Raw genomic sequence first — 25983 nt, 5'->3', positions numbered from 1 at the left:
TTCGCTTTAATTTTTAAAATACGACATTTATACCAAATGAATAATTACGGGTAAACGGATAGGAGGTAATGCTACCGCTGTTCTCCTCCGGGTCCCAACCATTTGGCGTGTTATGTACCTCAAATAAATCCTCGCCGGAGAAATACACCCGCACCTTCTGCAAACCGGCCTTCGAGGTCAAAGTCTGCGGGATCGTATAACCGAACTGCAAGTTTTTCAAACGGGCATACGCAACGTTAAACTTCGTGTTCGTAGATACATAATAGTTGTAGTTTCGTTTATCCTTCAACGTGATCGCCGGATATTGGGCATCCGTTCTTTCCGGGGTCCAAGTCTTTCCATACCAATACTCGGCGGATTGATACCATGCCTCTGGCATCGGGCATCGGCTCTCCCCTTCCAAGAACATCGTCCTACGGCCGACTCCTTGTATGAAAGCGCTCAAATCGAATCCCTTCCAAGCCATACTCAGGTTAAAGCCGAAATTATAACGCGGGTTCTTGTCGCCCAAGTATTTCACGTCACCGGAGCCTTCTTTACCATCACCTAATACGGATAGCTTCCCGTCTCCATCCAAGTCCTTGTACATAGCGTCACCTACGCTCAAGTCACCCGGGATACCCCCTTCCGAGAAACGAGATTTATACGCCTCCAATTCTTGCTCATTCTGGATGATTCCATCAAATTCATATCCAAAATAGGAATTCAACGGATATCCGGTCGGAGTCTCGTTATTACCTAATTTGATCAGGTTACTTCCAACCCGATCCACGACTTTGTTTTTCGCGTCACTGATATTAAAGCGAACCGAGTAGCTGAAATCCTTGATCTGATCCCTCCAGCCTAGAGAGATTTCCCATCCATGAATACTTAAATGGCCGCTGTTCGTGCTCGGAGCGTCCGCACCTAACATAGAAGGATATGTCTTCGGGATAAGCATGTTTTTATTCTCTTTCCAGAAGTAGTCGAACGATCCATATAAACGGTTATTGAGCGTCGAGAAATCAAATCCCACATTGGTTGTCTGGATCGTCTCCCATGTACGAGAGGTAGAAATAATATTTCCAGACGTAGCCATTTGTCCTTTTACGCCAGCCCCGAAAGGATAATAATCGTTCGATAAAGAGATCAATTGAATATAATCATACAATCCGATACCAGACTGATTACCCATCTCTCCATAAGAAGCCCTTACCTTCAAGTCCTCGAACCAACCCAATCTTTTCATGAAGCCTTCTTCCCCGACACGCCAAGCCGCGTTTACACCCGGGAACCATCCCCAACGGTGATCCGGATCAAAGCGGGAACTACCATCCGCACGGATCGTTCCTTCGATGACATATTTATTGGCAAACGTATAATTCACTCTGGAGAAGAAAGAATTAATCGTCCACTGATTTCCCTCGCTCCAAGCGTTTTGATCTTGAGCGCTACCCAATTGCAAAGACATATTTTCTTGTTGGTCGAAGTTAATACGCTTCGCCGTGAACCTATCATAGTTCTCAGATTCATGGGAAGTACCGACCATCACGCTTAAATCATGCCGGTCATTGAAGTTCTTTTTATAATCAGCATAGAGCGTGAAGTTCTTGGATAAAGTTTTCTGGTAACGACGCTCCGCACTATTCGGCGTACGTTTCTCCCGGACCTCGTTATTATCCCAATCGTAATTGATGATTTTCTTGTTCGTCACGTTCTCATCCTGATCATACTTACGGATCACGGCTTGCCCCACCAATTGTAATCCGTCGATCACTTTCCAGCGTAATTGGTTGTTGACCGTTATATTACCTGTAGTCTTATTCACCATACCCCCGTCTTCCAATACTTGAGCCGGATTATCGAAACCCTCGAATGTATAGAAAGTTCCCGACGGATTGTACATCGGAGTCCAAGAGCGAGTCTTATAAATCAGTTCCCATATATTTTGTCCTTCCGTCAAACCCGAGGAATAGTCCCTGTTGCTTGCCTCATAAGCTAAATTAAGATCGTAAGTCAAGTTCTTGAAGATCTCGACGCTCGATTTAGCACGTACGAAGTAACGCTTGTTCACATCCTCACCAAATTTAGGGATACCTTCCTCCCGCTGATGGCCTAAAGACAACATATACGAGTATCTCTCTCCACCGCCGGAGATATTGACATTGTAATTCTGCATATTACCATTGCCAATAAGCATATCATTCCAGTCTTGATCCTTGAAGAATTGCGGATAGCCGGTCCAACGCCCCCATTCCGCATCAGTCAACACCAGATCACTATTCTGCCGGATCAGGTCCAATTGATCTCTCGTGTATTCTGGAGTGAATGATCCATCGGTGATCTCCAAGGCCATCTCCGCATGTTGTAATAGATTCGCCGGTTTCCTTAACAACGCAGGAGTCTTAATAGAGTAATATGCATCAAAAGCAACAGATGTCTTCTGATTGCGCTTACCACTTTTCGTTGTCACCAGAATAACACCATCCGAGGCACGAGCACCGTAAATAGCGGCCGTACCATCTTTCAATACGGAAATATTCTCGATATCGGAAGGATTGATCATATTAATGTTTCCCTCCGCTCCATCAATCAAAACAAGGGGAGTACCACCGTTGATAGAAGAGACATCACGAACCTTCATGGTCATGTCCGAACCCGGAGCGCCTCCGGCACGTGTAATCGTCAAACCGGGTACCTCTCCCTGCAAAGCCTGAGCCGCATTCTGAACCGGACGAGACTCAAACGCTTTCGCATCGGCCGTAGATACGGCACCACCCAAGTTCGCTCTTTTTACCGTACCGTAACCGACAACTACAACCTCATCCATTTGCAAAGCATCTTCCCGTAACTTCACGTTCAAATTCGCTTCCTTGCCGGGACGCAATTCCGTCATGGCATATCCGATGTAAGAGATTTGAAGGACACCGTTTTCCGATACCTCCATCGTAAATTTTCCATCAAGGTCCGTAACCGTTCCGTTGGTAGTACCTTTCTCAACTACGTTCGCACCGATAATAGGTTCTCCATTCTCGTCGGTCACTACACCTTGCACTAAATTCTTCTTTTGCAAAACGGCTTGTGAGGAAGGGGCGGCTTTCTCGTTTTTTGTAGAGGGATTAATCAAGATGAAATTATTCTCCGTAATCTCATACTTTACGCCTTCCCCTGCGAAAAGACGCTTTAAAATGGTTTCCACCGTCTGCTCTTTCACATGTACAGATACTTTCTTATTCAGGTTAACCTTCTCGCTCTCGTAGATAAAACGGAAGCCAGACTGTTTCTCTATCTTGAAAAGAACCTCCTTTATTGTCTGGTTATTAACGTCCAAAGACAACTTTGTCTCTTGCGAATAGACAGAGGCCGAGATCTGAAGTGAACATGCGATAGAGAATAATGTCGTCAATCTCATAATAGACAAAGTTTTTTTAAGGACCGGAGACTCTTCCGGCCTTGCTATATTCCAAAAATTCATATATTTGTAATTCGATTGTTTGTTAACACTAGTGTTACGAGCACTAATTTTAATGATCAAAAAGATGACGGGGAATGTTCCAGCATTTCCCGTTTTTCATGTGTATTCATGCGATTCCTGTTCTTTACTTCATAGGCAGACTTTATTTAGAGGTTATACTTATATTTTTTCCTTTCACGTTATAACTTATATCACTCAATCGGGATAGTACGCCCAATATATCCGTTATGGTTTCCTCCTGTATGACTCCATCGTAATGTATACTATTCCCCAAATCCTTTTGAAGATGGATAGTCACATCGTACCTCCTCTCCAGATATTTACAGACGGAAGCTAGCGGCATATGATCCATATAGAGTTTATCTTCCAGCCAACTGTACGAATGAGATAACACGCCCGATGTCGGTCTCATCTTGTTGGTTTGCTTATCGAAAATCGCCATGTCACCGGCGTTCATTAGCAATTTATCATTCCCATGATCCAACTCGATACAGCCTTCCACCAACGAGGCTTCAACTGTTTTTTCATCCGTGTACGCTTGCAAATTAAAAGAAGTTCCATGTACCTTTAAGCGTAATCCATTGTTCATCTTGATCACGAACGGTATCTTGTTCTTCGAGACATCGAAGAAGCCCTCTCCTTGGAAATTCACTTCCCTGATATTCTCCTTTGCGTTATAAGAATACGTAATATCAGATCCAGAATTCAGCTTAACAACGGAACCATCCGGCAAGACCACCTCCGATCGGCTTCCGTAATCAGCGGTCATTCGAACCAGCATTTCCGGCTGTTTATCAAATACTCCCATTTTCGAAAACCCGAGGACAAGCAATAAAGTAGCCGCCACTCCTGAAATGATATATCCGATATTCACCAAGCGTTTCCGCTTATTATCTCTCTCTTTATTGATACGATCGATCTTATCCCATGCGTATTGAGCATTAAAAGTTTCTTGCTCCAGATAAGAGCCTGTTTCTTTCCAGATCTCTTTATACCGTTTAAAATCTTCTTGATTAGACTCATCCTCAGCCAACCATTCATCCAGAACCGGATCCACGATCTCTTCATTCATCCTCTCCGATAAATGGTCAACGATGTGTTCTCCTATTTGCTTTTTCTTCTCCATGAGTCTAGTCTTTATTTAAATGACACCACAAATAAAAAAAGGTCCTATACGAACCTTGAAAATTTTCTCATTATTCTATACCTCCTTCATCTCCAGACATTCCTTCAACTTCTGTAAAGACATCCATATTAGATTTTTAATTGTTTTCACGGATATAGATAGTTTCTCCGATATTTCTTTCTGCTTCAATCCTTTTACCCTGTGAAGAAGTAACACTTCTCTGCTCCGATCCGGCAAATGGTCTATACAATCATAAAGAGCGATCCTAAACTCTTCTGTTTCCAGTTGATTATCCTCATAGGATAGAAGTAATAAGTCTTGATTCTCTGATAAACTTCCCGTCTGCACCTTTGATCGGATAAAGTTCAAGGCCAGATGTTTAGCCATCCGATATAAATATCCTGATACATTTTCCTTTATCTCTATTCTCCCCCTATTTTTCCATAAATTCAAGAAAAGCTCTTGAACAACATCCTCCGCATCATTTCTATCCATCAATAGACTATACACATACTGACAAAGACGCCCGTAATAACGATCAAACAGTTTATTATAACTGATATAATCATTATTTCCGATCGCTATCATTAAAACCTTATCGGCATGAATTTCCTGCATACAATCTTTATTATCATGAATATTCGCAATCGTCTTTACAGGTAAATGAGTTTCGGCAAGACTATGGTTTTGTTGATAAACCGTAAATCACTCAACCATATATATTTATAATCTATTCCTCCTTTTTATGAAATCTCAGATCTATCAACTAAGCATCTTTTTAAACCTCGATTACAAACTGATTCTGTTCGCTTTATATCTTCGTTCTTCTTTTTGTTAGCCATAGTCTTGCCGAGACTCAGTTGTAATAGATCTCAGAAATATATTTTACAAGGGATCAATCGTGTCTTTCCTCAAATCTCCTGTAACGCAAATGTAGAAAAATTATTATTCGATTGGTTATTTTAATATTTATTTTCCTGCAAAATTATTATTTTTGGAAAAAACAGAACGTAATCTCCGATTTTATCTACGAATAGTTTAAAATCTAAGTTGTCATGAAAACATATGCTGAAAGAAAACAGAGAACACCGCATACCCTTGTTGGTCATGTTGGTAATTCCAAGCAAGCATCTTTGTGTGAAATATTACAGTCTTCTCATGATAAGTTGCTTGAGAGGAAGGCTATTCAATGTCAAATAAATAATAACAGTCCAGGAACTAAAATAAAAGACGAGCTAAAAATACCATCAGTCAATAATTTTGTACCCATTCAACGATATGCTACCTTCACGGAAGGTGGGAAAATTTATAATATTTCCAATTCTGGCCAAGCTATTTGCGGCTTGGAATATCCAAATCACGAATTGTATGTATTAGATTTTAATACTATTATGCAAAAGGAAGGTGCTATGATTGAGTTTGTGCCAAAGGAAAAAAGACAATTTACAAGACTCAATTCAACATACCGTACAAAAGAGTATATCCGGGTAGAACCGAAATGGAAAAAGGAACATGATTTTTCGAGTAAAAAGTTAATTTCAAGTTTTTCAAATCTTAATGATGTTACAGGTGGATATAATGAAGAATTTAATTCGCTCTATCAAGAGGTGAACGAGATAAGAAAAAGCAGTGAGAATTTAAGGAAGTTCTTTGTTCAGTTGCAATTTAAATGGCCGGTCGAACAGAGTCAATTTACTTCTGTCTATGAAATGTATAAAGAAATTCACATTAAACTTTCCTCTTGGCTCTACCCAGAAAGAGGTAAAAAGCCTGTAACTGGAAGTTATGATACCTTGATCGAAAATTTAACCACATTGAAGTCTGATCTGGAAGTAGCCTTGTCGCCCTCTTCCTATATACCTACCGTCTTTGATAATAATAGTGAAAGGGATGATGTCCACGAGATGTATGGTCCGATTGTAAATAATATAGATTCCCTTATATCGAAATTACGACAAATAAAGAGTCGTATCTCAATTGATACCTTAGGTCTATGTACCAGAGAGGCATTTCTTTACGAACAAACCCACTCTGAAGAGGTTAAAATGCCCAGAGGGTGCGATATGGTTGCCTCTCTGTTTGGCCGATACGAAAGTCAAAGTAAATCTAGCATGTTGAATTTTACAGTGAAAGATAGTACCGCTCATCATTACGCTACCATTATCTCCCAAGACAATTCGGATTATATAACGATAGAAGGGTTTGCCAAAAAGAATTATGCGGGTGTAGACGATACTTGGGAATTTTTTATGCATGGACATTTTAATACCTCTCCCGAACAAGCATTTACGGATTATACGAAAATAAGATATACTTATTTCGATCAGTTTAAGGGAGGAATCGATCCAACAAGACCCCATACATCCAAAGAAACAGGTAATTGTTATTCTGATACAATTAATTCTTTTATGGGTAATTATTATAAAAAGAATGAGTAAATAGAACCTCTATAATATTTCTACAGAATAGGAGGCGACCTCTAGCGATCGCCTCTATTTTTCTTAAAGTTTTTCTATTCTACTTCTACCACAACCATTACAGGAAAATGATCAGATGGCGTACGAGCGACATACTTCTGCATGGAAACTTCTTTAGGGAAGTTCGCATCCTGTTCCTTTTGAGCGCTTTCTTTTGCTTCCGAACGATACGTATCCGTCAAGACTCCGTACTTTTTCACATCAAACTCTTTCGTAAGGAATAAATGATCGATACGACTGTCTGTTTTGCGATCCGCATGGAAGGCATTAAACGTGCCGTTGGGTACATACCGGAAATCCGCTATCTGATAAGAATCCCGCATAATACCGGAATTGTCCAGTAATAAGTAGGATTCATTATGTTGATCCACATTAAAATCACCTGTCAGAATCGCCGGTAGCTTCTCCGGAAATTCTTTCAACTTCTTAAGGATAAGTTTCGCGCTTTCCGCACGGGCCTGTACGCCAATATGATCCATATGTAAGTTAAAGAACAAGAAAGTAAAGCCGGTTTGTTTATCCCGAAATTTACCCCATGTGCAAATACGGGGAAGAACGGCATCCCATCCCTTATTGGGGCGATCGGTTATCGTAGACAACCAAAAGTCCCCATGATCCAGTACCTCAAACTTCTCCTTACGATAAAATATGGCAGAGTGTTCCCCGGCTTGTTTACCATCATCACGCCCTACCCCGATATAATCATAACCGGGCATCGCATTTTTAAGGTCTTGCAATTGCTGGTACTTGCCTTCTTGAGTTCCGAAAATATCAAAACCGTGAAACTGAATCAACTGGGCGATATACGGATACCGTTGCCCCCAGCCATTACCATTCGTCGAGTCACCCGCATTCGCGTTACGCAAATTATAAGTGGCAACTACCATAGACTCCGCCTGCAACGCAAACACGGAGCAAAGGAGAAATAAGAAAGAATAAATTAGCTTCTTCATACCTTTATAATTATTTTTAACATCCTAATCCTTAAACTCAAAATTCAGCCTCAATCATAATCGGGAAATGGTCTGAAGGGTAATGACCGTATTGGAACTCATTCAACGTACCATATTTATTCACGTGAATATTCTTGGTAACGAAAATGTAGTCAATTCGATTCTTCATCGGAGCATTCAAATTAAATTGATTTGTCGTTCCTACCGTTCCATAGGGTGGTGTTTTTGAGATTTCCCGTGAATCCAACAGTAAACCATCGGATTTCAATATTTGTATAGGCTCAGAATCCGGCGTACCATTGAAATCACCTACACAGATAGCAGGGGAATCCCCCGCTATCTTTTTAATATTAGCCAACATAATCAAAGCAGACTCATGACGGGCCACTTTACCGATATGATCGAAATGCACACTAAAGAAATAAAATTCCTTTCCCGAAACCTTATCCTTCAACTTCGCCCAAGAACAAACCCTCCGGCATTGCGCATCCCAGCCAAAAGAAGGCTTATCCTGTGTCTCCGACAACCAGTAATTTCCCGAGTCCAATAATTTAAACCGATCTTTCTTAAATAAGACCGCGGCATGTTCCCCTGCCTCTTTTCCGTCATCCCGACCTACACCAACAAACGTATACGTACCATCTTTCACCAAATCCTTCACTTGGTGAATCAGTCCTTCCTGGATTCCAAAGACATCAAAGTCATGGAAATGAACCAAAGATACCGCCATGTCTTTGCGGTGTGCCCATGAATCATCCTTATCCCCCTCATTATCATACCGCAGATTAAAACTACCCACGTTCAGTTTACACTTCTGTTGTCCGGATATCCCTATGCAGAAAGTAAATAAAGAGATAAACACTATAATTAAGTTTCTCATGATACCCCCTTGATTACCAACCCGGATTCTGGCTTAGATTCGTATTGAACTGGATTACAACCTCCGGTATCGGATACAAGTACTGACGAGTCGGCCAGCTCCGTCCAGCATAATTATACTCCATCAAATAACCACCTTGAACCGGCTTCACGTTTAGCACATTACTCTTATTTGTACCTACATAGACACCAATCGCAGCATATTTTTCATCAGCGATTTTGTCCGTATTATAGAAATAGGCGTCATAATTACCATCGCCATTCACATCCAGCGGTTGGTTAAGTGACGGGATAAAGATACCTTCCCAAGGATCGTTCACCCAAAGATCGCAACAATTCCAACGTTTCAAATCATTTAGGCGCAAACCTTCCAGACAAAGTTCAATACCACGTTCGCGACGGATCTCCAACAAGGAAGGATCAGAGATCGTCGGGTAATAAGAAGCGATATAAGGTTCCGCAGATGACGGACGGGTTGTCAATGTACCTGTCTGTGGTGTACCTCCCGTAATTCCCGCACGAGAACGAAGCGCACCTATCGTAGCCGCCCAATCCGCATCAGTCAGTTCGCCTAATTCAGCCTTAGCCTCAGCATAGTTCAACAAAACCTCAGCATAGCGCATGATAGGAATGTCATTATCATTCGTAGCCGCATCATCGTAAGCCACGTCATCCATGGCAAACTTCGTAAACTGATATCCCGTCAATGTATGTCCCGTAAAATTAGCCGCGGTCGGCTCATAAACACCAGAAGCATTCTTACGGGTATAATCCGCTCCCCGAATCGTTTGGTTCAAGCGAGTATCACGTCCGGTTGTCTCCTCCACGAAATTCTTATAGCTTCCATCCGCTTTTTTCTCGACATAAGGCGTGCCATCCGCATTCAAGTATGACAGCATAAATTTACGGCTCATGCATAAGTGTGGTCCGTAAGTAGAGGAATTATACCACCAATTCTGCTCACCCAGTCCTAACACCTTGTCAGTCTCGATAGCCATCATTACCTCCGTGGTAACGGCCTTATCGGCAATGAAAAGTTCGCGATACGCTCCACGGCCATCGCTATAAGCACCCGAAGTATAAAGTTTGTACGGTCCGTTATCCATAACTTCCTTAGCCGCCTCAGCCGCTAGTTTATATAAATCTTTGGCCGAATATTCCGTACATCCCGTACGAGCGATATCCAATTGGTCAGCGGCATGGTATTTACGCCAAGCAGCCTCAAACAAGCAAACACGAGATTTGAAAGCGGCAGCTGTCCATTTATTTACGATCGTTGAATTATGCGTGACATCCTCTTCCAATATATTCGTATACGCATAATCCAAATCCTCCAAGATATGCCCGATAATCACATCACGCGTATCACGCGGGTTATAAAGATCCGGGTCTTCAGCCTCGTTAAATACCTTATCAATCCAAGGTACCTCGCCATATTGCACCAACTTATCAAAATAGAAACGGGCGCGGAACAGGCGTGCGATGCCATTATAATTATCACGGACAGTCACGCTCAGCGACTCATTCACGTTATTCTCCAAAAAGAAATTTATATTACGAAGAGCCGACCATGACCAACTCGTCGCGCTATTCGTAGTATAAGCGCCAACCTCCATACCACCCAAGGAATTTTTCACCCCATAATCTGCCGTAGCATCACGCCGGAAAGCGCTTCCTCGGGAAGGCAAGACATTGTAAAATGAGTACGTATACGTCTTCAAACCATTCTCGGAGCTAAACACCATATCCACAGAAGCCTCCGACTTTGGTTCCTCATTCATCTCGCACCCCGAAAATATAGCCAAAAGTGCCACCAGACCGCTTAATAATATATTCTTTTTCATTTCGTATAATCTCCTATTCTTTAAAATGTAACATTCAGGCCGATGCTGAACGATTTCATCATCGGGTAATTATATCCATCACCACTGTTGCTGGAAGTCAAGTCCTTATCCGATTCACCGATATTCGATACATTGACATCCTTGGAATACTTGTAAAGCGGAGACCATGTAAAGAGATTTTCCCCGGAAAGATAAATTCCTACATTTGTCAAATGCAACTTCTTAATCCATTCTGATGGCAAATTATAGCCAACCTGTATGTTCTTCAAGCGTAGATAGGCCGCATTCATCAAATAGCGCGTGTTGGCGTTCTTATGACCTCCATAGAAAGGCGCATAGTAACCCGTGTAACGAGGCAAGAAAGCATCCGGATTCTCTGGAGTCCAATAGTTGTCCACATGCCAAGAGGGCATCTGGTTATACGGACGATTGTACTGCCCCCAGAACGTAGAGGCTTCATTAGACGGATACCAATCTTGCTTACCCACCCCTTGGAAGAAAGCACTTACCCAGATATTGTTCCAATCGGCAGAGAGCGTAAAACTATAAATATAACGAGGCTCCTCGTTACCAATGATCTTACGGTCGCCCGGATCATCTACCGTATTCTGTCCGCGGTCAATATAGCCGTTGCCATTCAAGTCTTCGAACTTAATATCGCCCGGATACAACTTATAGGTTTTCGATGTTTGCATAAGTGGGTTATAATAGGATTGCCCCGCAGCTTTCGCAGCGGCCTCAGCCGCATCGATGCCAGCTTGATCCTGCCACAAGCCATTGGATACAAACCCCCAAATCTCACCGATACGCATTCCCTCGTAATAATTCTTGTCGAGCGACTGATTTGCGTACTCGCTCAATGACATATTCGCGTTATTAAACTTGTCGATCACTGAATAGTAATCCGCCAATGTTCCCTTGATACTATAATTAAACCGCTTACCAGCTAAATCAAATCCATCTTTCCATTCCAAAGACAACTCATAACCATAGGTAGACATATCCGCATAATTACCTTTCGGCGAGGAAGCACCGAACACATCCGGTACGGTCGGGCCATTCACGATCATGTCGGTTGTTTTACGGATATAATAATCTCCGCTCACGGTCAAACGATTGTCGAAGAATCCCAAATCCACTCCGATATCATACGTCGTGGCGGTTTCCCACGTCAAGTTGCCGGGAAGAGCCGCCGGAGATGACATATAATTCTGCCGCAAACCGTCAAGAATATAATCAGACTTGCTGATACCCAATGTCTGGATATACTGATAATTACTCAATCCGGCCGCATTGCCCAAAGAGCCCCAAGAAAACCGGACCTTAGCGTTAGAGATATGTTCGGACTTAACATTCCACCAAGGTTCTTGCGAGATTCGCCAACCCACGGAAGCCGAGGGGAAGAAAGCCCAACGCTCATCACTCGGGAAGCGGGAGGAACCATCGTAACGTCCGTTTACCTCCAATAGGTAGCGATCGTCAAAGGCATAATTCAAACGGAAGAAAGCGCCACCAAACTGATAAGCCTTCCATTGTGAGGTAATGCTCCGGTTATCAGTACCCATCACCAGATTCATGTTGTCCACGTCATCCGTCAACAGGTCATCATTATAAGCATAGATACGTTTGAAGCTAGATTTCTCGTAATTCCATCCAGCCATAGCCTTAAAATAATGTTTCTCGGCAAAGGTTTCCTCAAACTCCGCAAAAAGGTTCGTTGCTAGATAGTTCGTATGATCAGTTGTCTCCGCCAAGTTGGAGTAAGTACCCGTGATATATTCGATCTTACTTTCGCCATTCGCATCGGCCGACCGCGCATATGGCGAACGCACCTGTTTCTTAGTCTTCTCTTGCGTCTTCTGTTGATAAGTAAAATCACCATTCACACGCAAACGGTCACCCAAGAACTTCGCATTGAATGTCGTAGTATTCTTTAAGTTGGAGTTCTTTGTCGTAATACCGCTACGTCCATAAAGCAAATCGCCTACGGTATAGACGGCAGAATAAGTCATCGTACCATCAGGGTTGAACAGTGGCGATGACGGGTGTCCCTCGTCCGCGATATTTCTCCATACCACACCAGAACCTTCCGAATAGGTAATCGGATTGTAGTATTTATTATGGGAAAACTCAAAGTTATTGTTGATCTTCAACCAAGGAGTTAACTGATAACCTCCTTTGAAGCGCATATTATAGGTCTTGAACTTATCCGTTTGCTCATCGCTATCGAAAAGTCCATCGTAACTATAGAAACGTCCTGACAAATAATAATCAAACTTCCCGTCGGAACCCGAGATGGAAAGATTTTGATTCTGCGCAAAGACACTCTTCTTATACATCAGATCATAATAGTCGGTTCCTTCCGGATAATATACATAACGGCCTTTTGTACCGATAGAGCCATCAGAGATCACCGTCCCGAAATCGCCCGTCTCATGACGGCGCTTATACTCGTCCAGCCAAGCCACGGAAAATTGCTGTGTCTTGTTGATACCAGAAGGATTCGCTTGATTGTAATTAAAATAAGCGTCATAAAAATGCTTTGCCCAAATATAACCATCGGAAACTACATCCGGCACATTCTGTGGTGATTGTAATGAATAGCTAGAAGACCATGTCACCTTCGGCTTACCTTCCGTAGCGTTCTTCGTCGTGATCAAAACCACGCCAAATGGAGCACGTGCGCCATAAATAGCGGAAGCGGCAGCATCCTTCAATACGGAAATACTCTCAATATCATTCGGATTTAACATAGAAGGGTCTCCTTCCACACCATCAATCAACACCAAAGCACTACCCCCATTGATAGAACCGGCACCACGTACGTTAAAATCCGCCGTACGCCCCGGTTTACCATCAGACAAGGAAATATTCAAGTTCGGGACAACTCCTTCTAACATCTGAGTAGCGTTAGCCGTAGGACGCCCCTCGAATACATCACTAGTCACTTGCTCTACCGCACCAGTCAAATTCACTTTTTTCTGGGAACCATAACCCACCACGACTACCTCATCCAGCTTCTGCGTGTCCTCATGAATAGATATAACCAAATTATCTTTATTGCCTACCGGAACATCTTGAGCCACATAACCAATATAAGAAACCTGAAGTATCGCATTCGGAGTTACCTCAATAGAGAAATGACCATCTATATCCGTGATGGTACCATTGGTAGATCCTTTCACGACCACATTCGCCCCGATGATTGGTTCCCCTTTCGGGTCTGTAATCGTACCGGTAACTTTCTTATTACCTTGTTGCTGAACAGTTTTTACCGATGATAAAACGATCTGATGACCCGATTTCAATACATAAGCCACATTCGCTTGCTTTGCTATCGCATCCATTACAGCATTAATATCCGCATCTTCCACGTCAACAGAGATCGGAGAATTCAGACCTTTGATCCCATCATTATAGAAAAAACGATATTCAGTCGTTTCCTCTAATTCTTTAATAACCTCCCGCATCGGTCTATCCTTTACCGACAACGATATCTGGGCGGCAATCGCAACTCCGGAAAAGCCCGACAATAATTGGGCATACAAAAGTGTCCGGAAAAAAGAGTGCTTGAAATTACTCATTTTTAAAAATTTTTTAATAATACATAGATTTTAAACAGGTAACTTTACAAGCAAATCATTTACATATTCTATCTTATTTATAACCGGCTAGTTATTTCCTTGAAGATATTATATACAAGTGATTTTGCTTAAGAGGAAGAAGGGCCTTGCCTTTCTTCTTTTTTTACTACAATCATCTAGCTCATCTCATAGGCTTCTTCTTTATTAGGTTAACACTCAACTTTCTATTTCTCATTTAAATAAATAGTATCACCTACCGACACATACGTAATCGGAGCCGTAAGGCTTATTATTTCAAATACATTATCCAGACTATTATTCCGGATCACCCCCGAGAAACTGTAGCCTTTAATCTTATTGGACAAAAAACGAACTTCAACATTATACATTCGATTCAACAATACCACGATCTCCTCCAACGACTCGCCAGAGAAGGCCAGTTCATTCGTACGCCAAAGACGGGCATAAGAAGCATTTGTCGGGTGATTAACAGATAATATATGACTAGACTTATTAAAAACCGCACTCTCATCCGGAGACAGAATCACAAACTCTTTTCCAACCGCTGTTCGTACACTGCCTTCAAACAAGGTCGTAACCACCTCGTCATCTTCCTCATACGCCTTCACATTAAAAGCTGTGCCTAGCGCCTCGACTTCCATATCCCCCGCATTTACCAAGAAACGGCGCAATGTATCTTTCGAAACTTCAAAATAAGCCTCACCAGATAAAGAAACTGATCTTTCTTTCACGCCATAATCACTCTTATAATTAAGTTTAGTATGCGAATTTAACCATACTTTCGTCCCATCAGGAAGAACCACGCTAGCACGTTGCCCATTATCTGCCAACACCACATAATCCAATGGATCAGGTGGTGGGACCTGTCTCATATTATACCAATGGGAGCCAATTCCAAGGCCTATACATATTAAAGCCACCGCCGCATAAGAAAGCCACTTCCATAAGGTATGCGGTTTCTTCTTTATCTCCAGAGTTTTTTTCTCTTGTCTCATCCGCTTTTTAATCTCACAAAACATCTGTCCTTGTAGCTTAGGAGGAAGCTTTTTCCCGGAAGATTCTTCCCATCTAGACTTATAAAAAGCCATGATCTCTTCCTTATGATCGGGATCTCTAAACCACGCCAAAAGAGTTCGCTCTTCTTCCGGTGAAGTCTTACCACTCATGAAGCGATCCAATAATTCGATATGTGTATGCATTTTTCTCATCGTGTAATAAGTATATCCCGAAAAAGAACTTTACCCTTACACGGAAAAATCAAGAAAGCCTTGATTTAACACAAATTAATACCACACTTGTTTTCCGCCTTCATAAGTAAACGGGCGATGTTCTTTTCCTCGTGTATGGTTATGAATACGAAAAATAGATTCCCGTGGAATATTTTGATAAATTAATTTATTGTCTTCGGCATACTGTTTACCTAATGATATCCACTTTTTGTCCCAATAGAAGAGTTCATATAATTCTCCCGTTACGATCTTATTATCATCATTCCTCGGATAAAATTCCACCTTCGCTATCTGTTTAGGTTCGCCTAGATCTAGAACAACAAATTGATCTTTTTGAAATTGATCTGGTTGATAATAAGACACTCGGTCCTGATCTGTCACCAAATCGAGACCATGTCCTTTAATCCCTTCATTTCCACCCCACTCTCCGGAAAACTGCTGGCCATCGCCTCCAAATACTTTTATTTCCGCTATAGCGTAAAAATAGCCCAATGGCTGTGTTTCTTGAAAATCACAGATCAAATAACGATATTTTTGGGAAACAGATATACGGAAACTATCCACATAAAAGGGAGGATTTTCAATAGAATATATCAAAGAACGATCCGAAAGATCTTTCTTGTTACAAACATAAAAGCGGGTTCCTATCGTTCCTGCGGCTTGAAGCGCCGTATTCATTCTATATGGAACTTTTGAATAGAATGTAGCAGAACTTTCCGCTTTTTCAAAATCTGGTAATAACTTACGTAATTTACCTTCACGAGTCAGAATAAACGCATCTCCAGCAGGTCGTATCTCTCCATCATTATAATAAGCGGGAAGATAGAGCATGTTAACCCCCATTTTAGGAAAACGTACCTTGGAACCTTCCGGTCGCCCCCAACACACTGGATTCCAACCAATAATATCATAGCAACATAAATAGACATATTCTTTGGGATGTTTCTCATTCCAAAGTGGTACCTCTATATCTTCGCATACGACATACTGGTCCGTGATATCTTGAATCCCCGGATTTTTGAATAAAGGAGGTATTTCTTCTTTAGACAAGATAGCGAGCGAGTGGGGTTGTATCCGATAGTTATACCTATAGACTTTAGGAGCAGTCCTACAATATTGAATAGTAATAGTCGACGGAAACATATCAATTTTAGATTGATAGACATCTCTCCAAAACATCCCGTCTATCTTAATGTCATCCTTAGTAAGGAAAGGTCTTTGTGTATTATCATATATCATGCCGAATTGCTTACTCCCTATAATCTCGACCCATGAATGAGGATATTGTGAATTTCCCCAACAGGGAACCATATTTAATGCAGCAGGTATACCATTCGCCCTCAATGCAGCAATTTTATATGTAGACTTTTCTAAACAAGTTCCCATTTGAGTGGCTACTATATTTTGGAAAGTCATAGGGCGCAATCCTTGATATTTACCGGTAAAGATTATCCATTCATTGAGAAAGCCCTGCTCTACCTCATCCGATATAGCTTTACCAATTTCTTCATACGAACACATATACATAGAATCTCGTAGTGAAGCATATTTTCGATCAAAATAACTCCCAGCATGTTCCCAATGACAATTATCTGTAGTGTAAGGGAGTACATAATCAAAGAAAATATCCCAGTCCATATTCTTACACCAAGGATATCGCTCTTTATTTTGAAAACACTGATCTATATGATGTATAAGATAATCAGAAGACAATTCTTTCAAATCAGATAAAAAGCGAGGATTTACTTTTGTATAAGAATACAATTTGTTTATACTATCATATATAGCGTATTGGATATCATATAAAAAGGAACCGTATGTCTCTCTATAATTAGCGAAAGCATCGAAATACACATGGTTTCCTTTCACCGAGTTACTATCTAATACTTGCTTCCCTATCATATTACTTATTAGAAAGCGGGCAGCTTCCTGTTTCTTCTGATTATCCTTATAATGATCTAGAACAGCTTCTAACTCCGATCTATTTTCTCCGGAGTTATCCAACGCTAATTCCAATAGAACATTTTCATTCGAAGAACAAGCATAAAAAGTTAAAATAATAAAGAAAAAAAAGTATCTTACTATCATAGCTAAAATGCTTTTTTACTACCATGTAAATGTAACCTTTGATAGATCAAAAGAATACAGATGATAATCATCATCCCAGCCCAAGGCTATTAGTTCTTTATCATCGTTTGTCACACAAATATTGAATAGTTTTATATCAGTAACTAATCGACAAATACATTTTCCACTCCAATCATATACTAAAATGTCATTACTTAACATAGTATCTAACATTCTTGTATTAGTATGCTGATTCAACTTTTTCCCTGAATATAAAGTATAAATATAACGATCAGTCGCATATATATCCGTATAACCGATTACATTCTCTTTGCCATGCTTTATGCCGTTCCTGCCAGATCTACTATCATCAATGTATATAGGATAAATATCGTGATAACGTTTTATGAGCATTGGAATCGTATCTATCTGATATAGTTCAAAGATAGCGCCAGAGGCCGCAACCGTAGCCAATCTATCTAATACTGAATTATAAACCATATAGCCTTGATAGGCAAATGTTTTACTTTTACCTCCACTATCGTTCCCATCATTTGGAAAATCGCCAAAAGACTTCACATATTTACCTGCACAATCAAACAAAGCATATCTCTTAGTATTTGTTTCCTCTTTATCAAGGAGTCCAGAAACGACATACCCATGCTTTGTTTGAATAGCAGAGAGAAACATATATTCCAAATTCACAATAGAAGAAATACTTTTAGATAAACTTTTGGTTATAATTTGTTTCTTTTGTATATCCAATATAATCACATTTGATTTATCTTTCTTTTGCATCAAACGAGGCATGATGTTTTCATCTGGGCCTTCTCCTGTTTGGGAAAAAGATAGAATACTGTCTTTTGTATAATATATTTTATCCAAAAGAGAATCACCTAAATAATTCTCTTTGATTAGACATTTCTCACTCTCAAATAGCATCATCCTCCCAAACGAACTTAACTTATAAGTATCCGCATTGAGTTGATTTGCTTTTATATTAACGACTTGTAGAAAGTACTCTTTGGGATCTATTTCGTTCTGTTGACAAGAGGCAAAGTGTATAAAAATAAAAATTATAATTAATATATATTTCTTCATATTATTCTTTTCAAACAGCTGAATCATTATACTTCTCTTTGCTTTTACATAGCCTAAATAGTCTAAATATCAGTTTATCATCATCATAATTTGGATTTTTATAATGATTTTCAGAAATATACAATCCTTTTTCATCAATATACATCAGATTTGGATTATATGTATATTCAGGAAAAACAGTCTCACCTATTATATTAAAGTTTTTATCTAGAATTATAATAGAAAATATCTTTCTTCCAAAATCCCACAATTCCATATAGTTTTCTCTATTATCTATCTCTGTTTTCAAATAGCAAACTCTATAATACACATCACGGTATTTATCATATAATAAGTTACCATAATTTGGATTTTCACACATAGATTTTAATGTTCCATTATAATCATTCGGCATCACAACCCTATCAATATAATTACTTTTTACATTCACTCTTTCAACAATATTGTGATCTATAGAAGTTATAAATATATCTTCTTCATAGAAAAAAGAATAGATAAATTTATCACCATTAAAACATCTACTAAAATACAATTCTACACCAGCATTCTTTTTTTTATTATCTGCACCACTAAATCGGGGATATTCAAATGGAAGTTCTTGTACATTCCCTGTATTTAGATCAATCATTGCAGATACAGGGTTGGGATATTTCCATCGATTACACTCCGACAATACAAAAAGATTATTATTAAATTTAAGTATAGGGTGATAACTAAACGACAAAGAGTTACATGCGTTTAAAACATTTCCATCTTTTGATTTTCCATAATAAATTTTTTTATTTATTTTCCCCTCTTTATTTACACTATATATTTCCGGGAGCTGTAAACTCGTCAGATAAATACTATCTAGACTGTCAATATAATACCCTAAGAAAAAACCAACTCCATTATCTCCCTCTATATCAAGATCTATTTTGAAGGCCATTTCTTTTGTCTGTATATCATAAAAAACAATCTGATTTTTGAAACCATTTTGAAAACTAATATATTGATGTCCATCTTTATCTGTATAAGGAAATAGAGCTTTAATATATGGTTCTACATCATAATTCAAATCAAATGTCATATTACTATCCTTTTCCAAGTAATACATATAATTTATTTTTTCACAAGACAAAAGAGCAATTAAGCTTGATAATATTATTAGCAAATAATATCTTTTCATTTTATAAGTATTTGAGATAAGTTTCAATCGTAATAATTAGGTTCTACAACGAATTATATAGATAAAAACAAAGTTATTTTATTACATATTTCACTACAAAAACGTTATAGAACCATAAAATTAATCACATGGAGTACAACCGATAGACCCACTATTACAACAAGCTCTTGTATCTAAGTTCAACCAGCAACTCCAATGAGTAGTACATTCTTCACCCGCAAGAGCTTCTATATTGCTTAACGCTAATCCAGACAAAGAAGGATCAATATTATTTTTTAGAATATTAATCATCACCAAACAGAAAACAATAACAATAAGAATAATTCTTAATTTCTTCATAACGCTCATAATATAATTATTTATAAGATCTTTATATTTTGCCTAATCCTCTTTAGTTAGAATAAGATATCCTCTGTATCTTTTTTTACATTTAAATAAATTTTAGACTTTCACATCACCTCCTTTCTGATAATATTTTGGAGCGAATAACTTGCTGTGATAGCTTCTAATATATCAGGCAAGTTTCCCTTTTATAATTTGACTTTATCAAATCGTATTTCCCCGTATATTGAGTTTAATTAATTGATTTGTATTACATTTTACCGTGATTGTCTCATCAAAGAGTCCCTTATTTTCAGGTGTCACTCCCACTTTAATATGAAGAGATTCACCGGGCTGAACTGGATGTTTATCAAACAAAGTTTGAGCACATCCACAAGTGGTAGTTACATCTATAATAACTAAAGGTTGGTCTCCTGTATTGACAAGCGTAGACAAAGTGTCTTTACTCTTCCCTAAAGGAATAGTTTCTAGTAAGAGTGATTCCTTTTCCACTTTTACGGTTGTCTGAATTGGTGCAACAGGTTGTTTCCTACTTATTTCTTCCAAATATAATTCTTTTACGTTCGGGTTATGGACAGGATTACCTATCACTACCACTTTATTATTCTTGTCTAATAAAAATACTTGAAACCGAATATCTTTTGGAAAATGATTGAGCTGATTTAGACTGTCTGATCGATCCAAGCAAATCGGCTTGTCAAAATTCTCTCTTATTAATAAAGAATGTATCTCCCACTGATCATCAAACTGAAAAAAAAATAAGAAAGGGATATTCTTCTGACTGATAGAATCTGTATATCGGATAAATTCTTTCCAACGGGATAATTGCAATTTACAACTCGTACAACCAATTGAGTCTACAAAAACCAAGACTTTGTAATCCGAAGTCGGGATTACGAAATTAGTTGTATCAGATGCAAATCTGGTAAAGACCATATTTTCCGGAAATAGAATCTGCTTACCCTGCCATTCTTTAACCAACAATGTTATTATTTCCTTTTGCTTATCTTGACAAGCTGATAGGAAAATTGTTAATAGTAATATGATTAGATCTAAAGGTTTCATTTTATGTAAATGTATATACGTTTGTTCATCATATAATATAATACGTATATCCGATAAAAACTATCTGCCCCTACAAACCACAAGATATTTAATGCTTATTAACTATAAAAAGAGTGTTATAAGGCAAAGAAAGCCATCAGAAGAAAGTCGATCTCGCAAAAAACGCAAAGCCCTACTCAACTGTGTCTCCACAGTCTTTTCTGAGATAGAGAGGCGTTCCGCTATTTCTCTATATGATAAATGTTCATGACGGCTCAAACGGAATATCTCCCGACGTGATGGCGGTAATTCTTCTATCAAGCTATTAATATATTCCCGTAAAGACTCTGCGTCGATTCGTTCTTCCATAAGCGAATCGACATCTGATAGCTGTCGTTGTAGGCTTTCCGTCAGTTTTTCAGAGAGTAACCGGTTTTCTGTCTCTTTATAAACCAAGTTACGGGCTATGGTGAATAGATAGGCATCAAAGTTTTGTTCCGGATCTATAGTCTCATGCTTCTCCCAGATTTTAAGAAAAACGTTTTGGGTCAAATCCACCGCCATAGATTTATCATATAGCAACGAATAAACAAAATGATATACATGCTGATTATATTCCCAAAATAGAGTTTCAAAAGCCTTTTCATCTCCATTCTTCAGATCTATAAGCAAATTTCCATCCATTTTCATATCACATATATATTATATACCCCCGCCATACCAACTTATCTCCATTCTGCTTATTCGCAGTTCATATACTTTAGTTCTGATGAAACTACGTCTTTTATCTAATGTAAGTCCCTAAATAACAATCATCTATATCTATTTTTATTTAGATCTATACTGCTATTGGTTATTCTACCATTTAGTTACTCACTGATTTTCTATCTCTTATCACCTTTATCCTCTATTCAAATCAACGTAGTTTCATCAGAACCTAGAACAAGGTTACAAGTGAAGATTCAAATATAAACAAACATCATTACATATCGCAAATATACAAAAAAATGTAAATACAGTATGAGTATCCTTGAAATCTAGTTAAATTCTACTTGAGGACAAAGAATGTCCTCACTAATTATCCGCTTCGCAAATGATATATTGATAAAGGTCGGAATGCCCGGTTTTATCGATTATCTTATGCTTTTCGAGTTGGAATTTCAGTTGGGCCAAACCAAGAGCGCCAAAGCCGGGAAGGTCTAATAAAGAGTCGAGTCCGTTTTTGAGGGCGTAACGTAGAATATCTTCTATGGTTTCTATTTTCAAGGTTGTAAGGCATTTACGGATATAGGGCGCTAAGGTGAGACGGGTAATGGGTTGGCATATCCGTTTCGCGGCATTTAAGGGAACGGGGGTAAGTGATCGGGGAGATTCGATACATAGACCGTTTTGGAGCGCCTTTTTATATAATCTTCTCAATTCGTATTCCATGTTCCTGTTCTCTATCCACAGACGTTCTATCTCAAGGTCTTGGTTCGTGATTGTTTTCTTGTATTCGGTCAGGAAGCCCATGTTTTCTTGCAAGCGGAGCGATATGACCTTATATCGGCGACAGATTCCGTCGTAGGATATACCACAACGTTTGGCTACGTCTTCTATCTTGGCTCCGGAAGTTATTTCCGTAAAGATAAGTCGGTCTTTCTTGTCGTGTATGAATGTTGATAGTTCGGCGATAATGAGTTTAAGTAGGGGAGAGATGTTTTTAAGGGATCGCAGGCAGAAAAGGTAATCATCGAATTGGGAGATGATCTCGTTTATCTCTTCTTCCTTGTCTTGGATGATAAGTTGCAGGTATAGCTTTTGTATTCCCATACGCTCGATATGGGAAATGAATTCACGCAAATTGGTCAGATCGACTAGGCGAACACCTTGCTTCACGACGTAAGATGCTATTTTTTTAGATATCGCCCATTGCTGGATTTCTTCAGATGGAAAGCCGGTGATACGAGCGGCTTCTCCAATAGTAATAAACTCAGGCATAACTATTTGATTAAAGTAAAACTTATACTATTTATCTTTAAAAAGGGCGTTATTTGGCGTTATATTGAAGAGCTGGCCTTTCATTATAAAATAAAGAAAGGGCGATTGGCTGAACATTACGTTGACAAAGGTTCCGCTAAAAACCCACATTAGAGTAAAGTCAGCCGCACGCCCCCTTTATCTATATACAATAATCTTATCCATACTTTAACAGCATAGATAACACGTATATTCGGTAAAGGGTTGCGGGGCCTTCTTTGCGCTTCTCTAAAGTTGAAAAATTTAGCGGATTCTGTCAACTCGCACAAATATCGCACGCAACACAAGGCTTCTAACTTAAAAGCCTTTTATTGTCGCAAATATACGTATTTAAAAATATTTTAGTCTATAATAATCCATACGTTTTCTATTTTATCATTGTTTTACTACCAACAAAGAAAGAATAAGTAGATAAAAACCTACGCTTTTACCTTTTGCTTTTCTGTCTTAATTACTAGCTAGGCAAATATATGATATATTCTTTAATTATAATTGATTATTAAGAAAAAAATCAAGATGGCAATCCATTAAACAGTACGAAGACTACTACCCTAAAGTCTACGGAATGACCTTACAAAACTCTTTTAACTCTTCCTTTATACTACTAAGCTCTCTTTCCATAGATTGTTTGCTGCTTTTCACCTCATCTTTTACAATGTTCAAGACACGCTTAAAACCATAATAAGGCATAAGAAACGGGAACAACAGACCGCTGATCAAGACAAACAAAATCACAGTGATTTTAAGCGCAACAAAATCCTCATAGGTAAAACAAACAGAAGATACATCATCTGATAGCGCACACCCACCGGTCGTTACCACAGCAAAAAGAAATGATATAAGAAACAATCCCCCAAAGTGTTTGAAAACATATTCATAAGTATAGAAGCCAAACTCATAATGGCTCTTAGCTTTTAACCATGCCATTACACATATAGGTATTCCTATAGTGAATGATATTAAACATTTAGCCCAGATAATAGGGATAAAAGTTGACAAGAACAAACAAGTCGCATAAAACATAGGAAATGCGAAACACATCCATTTCCACCTTATCCACCTAGAAACAAACACTTTCGTTTTTTGAGAAGAACCTTCTTCAGTCTCTATCCGTATATCTCTAAAGAAAATCTTCCACATCATCAACCAGAAAATACCCGAGAAAGCCACAAAGATAGTCAAAAAGGAAACAACAAAATCGCTCGTTCCCGCAACTCCCACAACAATCTCATCACAAATAAAAACTGTTAAGCAGAACAAAAGCGCATATAACGGAGCTATAACCTGTTCTTTTGACCTTTGAATTTTCTCTATCAAGTCATGAGCTGGCTTCAAGAATTTAGAGGAATATCCGGATTTAAGTTGATCGAACGTAGCTTGAAGTTTCATATCCATAGCCATAGCACTAATTAGCAACTGCTTGCATTCTGGTCTTGTTTTCGCCTCTACACGCAATTCATTTATATAGCGCTGCAATAGTTTATAATCAGAGTTTGCCGGCACATCGTTGATCACATCGAACCCCACTGCTTTATCCAAAGATTTGATCTCTTCATCAATACGTTTTCCTATCTCATCAAGAATACTATGTATAAAATTACTTTTGTCCAAAATGACACATAATACAATCAATGATGCCAATATACCAATAAATGTCTGGCTTCCTCCAAGAAACAGCATACCAACCTTCTACTAATTCAACTTGATCTCCTCACCTACCAACGACATCGACTTAAAAGTAGCTTTTACCTTGCTCAAAATCTCTTCAGGTGGATTTATCGCACATGTAGCTTCGTGCGTCTGCGGATTTCTTTCCATTCTAACAATGTTGGTATCCGTATATGAGACATGCGCCATATCGCTTTTCAAGAATAAATTATCTTCCAATTTAAAAAGACGTATCTTCTCGGAACTTACTCCATCACTAAAAACACGAAGATCGATTAAATCTCTCAAGAACTTACGATCAAACCTTTCAAAATAAATATTCAAGGATACATTGGGACGGTTTATGAACTCTCTCAAAGACTTAATAACCTTTTTCTTGATCTCATCTCCTAATGCAGTCTCTCCTTCCTTGAGATCATAATTACTATCTTGATTGATATGATTGTAGAATCCCTCACGGAAAACAGACATTTCGCCACAATACATATTAATCACATTTGATTTATTAAGCATAAAGCATTCAATAACAGCATTATGAGCACGGTCATGGTTCATAACAAAATCCATCTCTCCACGGTCAAAAGTATCGCAGAGATTATCATAATATTCATTTAGATCTTCTAATCTCATCAAAAAGCACAGTATTTAACTATATGGGAAACATCGTTTTATCCTTAAACATCTGGCAAAGATACTAAAAAACACAAACAAAATACTTTTATAGCGCAAAAAAGATTAGGTACATTGCCAAATGGCTTTTTTAGGTAGAAAGTTACCAGTTAACTAACATTTCAAATGTAAGTTAGCTTCAACGGCAAAGTAAGTTAACTTCATTGGCAAAGTAAGCTAACTTAAATGACCAAGTAAGTTAACTTCATAAATCCGGGTTGAAATCCGCAAACGACATACTGACTATGCCTAAATTTACTTCACAGATTTTACTGTTATTTTCTAAGGTACTTCACATCTTAGAGAACCTTCTCCTGAAAAACTTCACGGGGTTGAAA

General features: G+C 38.9%; 18 protein-coding genes. 1 reads left to right on the top strand and 17 read right to left on the bottom strand.

Features of this window, described 5'->3' with window-relative positions; genetic code table 11:
• Nucleotides 1-13 precede the first annotated feature (13 nt).
• From BHV83_RS05890 to BHV83_RS05880, 3 genes are all read right to left on the bottom strand, one after another.
• Nucleotides 14-3454 carry a TonB-dependent receptor gene (locus BHV83_RS05890; protein WP_353743773.1) on the bottom strand — a complete coding sequence of 1147 codons (3441 nt, stop codon included), beginning with the start codon at nucleotides 3452-3454 and terminating at the stop codon, nucleotides 14-16.
• Nucleotides 3455-3596: 142 nt separating this feature from the next.
• Nucleotides 3597-4580 carry a FecR family protein gene (locus tag BHV83_RS05885; protein WP_036651652.1) on the bottom strand — a complete coding sequence of 328 codons (984 nt, stop codon included), beginning with the start codon at nucleotides 4578-4580 and terminating at the stop codon, nucleotides 3597-3599.
• Nucleotides 4581-4655: 75 nt separating this feature from the next.
• A complete protein-coding gene (locus BHV83_RS05880) occupies nucleotides 4656-5198 on the bottom strand; it encodes an RNA polymerase sigma factor (protein ID WP_005863538.1) in 543 nt (180 codons plus the stop codon).
• Between the two features lie 437 nt (nucleotides 5199-5635).
• Here BHV83_RS05880 and BHV83_RS05875 point away from each other — a divergent pair, with 437 nt between their 5' ends.
• Nucleotides 5636-7018, top strand: a complete 1383-nt coding sequence (locus BHV83_RS05875; protein ID WP_048926993.1) for a hypothetical protein — start codon at nucleotides 5636-5638, stop codon at nucleotides 7016-7018.
• Nucleotides 7019-7092: 74 nt separating this feature from the next.
• Here BHV83_RS05875 and BHV83_RS05870 read toward each other — a convergent pair whose 3' ends face one another.
• The 14 genes from BHV83_RS05870 to BHV83_RS05805 all read right to left on the bottom strand — a co-directional run bounded on the left by BHV83_RS05870 (nucleotide 7093) and on the right by BHV83_RS05805 (nucleotide 25609).
• Nucleotides 7093-8010 (bottom strand): endonuclease/exonuclease/phosphatase family protein, encoded by a 918-nt coding sequence (locus BHV83_RS05870; protein WP_005863542.1) that lies wholly within the window; start codon nucleotides 8008-8010, stop codon nucleotides 7093-7095.
• 37 nt (nucleotides 8011-8047) lie between these two features.
• Nucleotides 8048-8890: an endonuclease/exonuclease/phosphatase family protein gene (locus tag BHV83_RS05865; protein ID WP_005863544.1), complete on the bottom strand. Its 843-nt coding sequence runs from the start codon at nucleotides 8888-8890 to the stop codon at nucleotides 8048-8050.
• A 13-nt stretch (nucleotides 8891-8903) separates the two neighbouring features.
• Nucleotides 8904-10733 (bottom strand): RagB/SusD family nutrient uptake outer membrane protein, encoded by a 1830-nt coding sequence (locus tag BHV83_RS05860; protein ID WP_259009945.1) that lies wholly within the window; start codon nucleotides 10731-10733, stop codon nucleotides 8904-8906.
• Between the two features lie 20 nt (nucleotides 10734-10753).
• On the bottom strand, nucleotides 10754-14317 hold the full coding sequence (locus BHV83_RS05855) for a SusC/RagA family TonB-linked outer membrane protein (RefSeq protein ID WP_005863548.1): 3564 nt from the start codon (nucleotides 14315-14317) through the stop codon (nucleotides 10754-10756).
• Between the two features lie 224 nt (nucleotides 14318-14541).
• The gene (locus BHV83_RS05850; protein WP_008777720.1) at nucleotides 14542-15546 is read right to left on the bottom strand and encodes a FecR family protein; all 1005 of its coding nucleotides are present in this window, start codon (nucleotides 15544-15546) and stop codon (nucleotides 14542-14544) included.
• 75 nt (nucleotides 15547-15621) lie between these two features.
• Nucleotides 15622-17655, bottom strand: coding sequence for a hypothetical protein (locus tag BHV83_RS05845; RefSeq protein WP_286756812.1), 2034 nt, complete (start codon nucleotides 17653-17655; stop codon nucleotides 15622-15624).
• An 18-nt stretch (nucleotides 17656-17673) separates the two neighbouring features.
• A complete protein-coding gene (locus BHV83_RS05840; protein ID WP_005863554.1) occupies nucleotides 17674-18762 on the bottom strand; it encodes a BF3164 family lipoprotein in 1089 nt (362 codons plus the stop codon).
• Complete coding sequence (locus BHV83_RS05835; protein WP_083434090.1) at nucleotides 18746-19903, bottom strand: DUF4221 family protein; 1158 nt, start codon at nucleotides 19901-19903, stop codon at nucleotides 18746-18748. The genes BHV83_RS05840 and BHV83_RS05835 overlap by 17 nt, the downstream gene beginning before the upstream one ends.
• Nucleotides 19904-20023: 120 nt before the next feature.
• Nucleotides 20024-20242 (bottom strand): NVEALA domain-containing protein, encoded by a 219-nt coding sequence (locus BHV83_RS05830; protein WP_286756804.1) that lies wholly within the window; start codon nucleotides 20240-20242, stop codon nucleotides 20024-20026.
• A 207-nt stretch (nucleotides 20243-20449) separates the two neighbouring features.
• Entirely contained in the window at nucleotides 20450-21310 is an 861-nt protein-coding gene (locus BHV83_RS05825; protein ID WP_286756802.1) for a DUF1573 domain-containing protein, read from the bottom strand.
• A 102-nt stretch (nucleotides 21311-21412) separates the two neighbouring features.
• On the bottom strand, nucleotides 21413-21979 hold the full coding sequence (locus BHV83_RS05820) for an RNA polymerase sigma factor (protein ID WP_057319840.1): 567 nt from the start codon (nucleotides 21977-21979) through the stop codon (nucleotides 21413-21415).
• 384 nt (nucleotides 21980-22363) lie between these two features.
• Complete coding sequence (locus BHV83_RS05815) at nucleotides 22364-23269, bottom strand: transcriptional regulator (RefSeq protein WP_286756799.1); 906 nt, start codon at nucleotides 23267-23269, stop codon at nucleotides 22364-22366.
• 597 nt (nucleotides 23270-23866) lie between these two features.
• Entirely contained in the window at nucleotides 23867-24988 is a 1122-nt protein-coding gene (locus BHV83_RS05810; protein ID WP_008778998.1) for a hypothetical protein, read from the bottom strand.
• Between the two features lie 12 nt (nucleotides 24989-25000).
• Nucleotides 25001-25609: a hypothetical protein gene (locus BHV83_RS05805; protein ID WP_122135331.1), complete on the bottom strand. Its 609-nt coding sequence runs from the start codon at nucleotides 25607-25609 to the stop codon at nucleotides 25001-25003.
• Nucleotides 25610-25983: the final 374 nt, after the last annotated feature.

It is taken from the genome of Parabacteroides sp. merdae-related_45_40, assembly GCF_001915675.1.
Note: the sequence above shows the minus strand (reverse complement) of the source record. Positions and strands in the feature narration are given on the sequence as shown.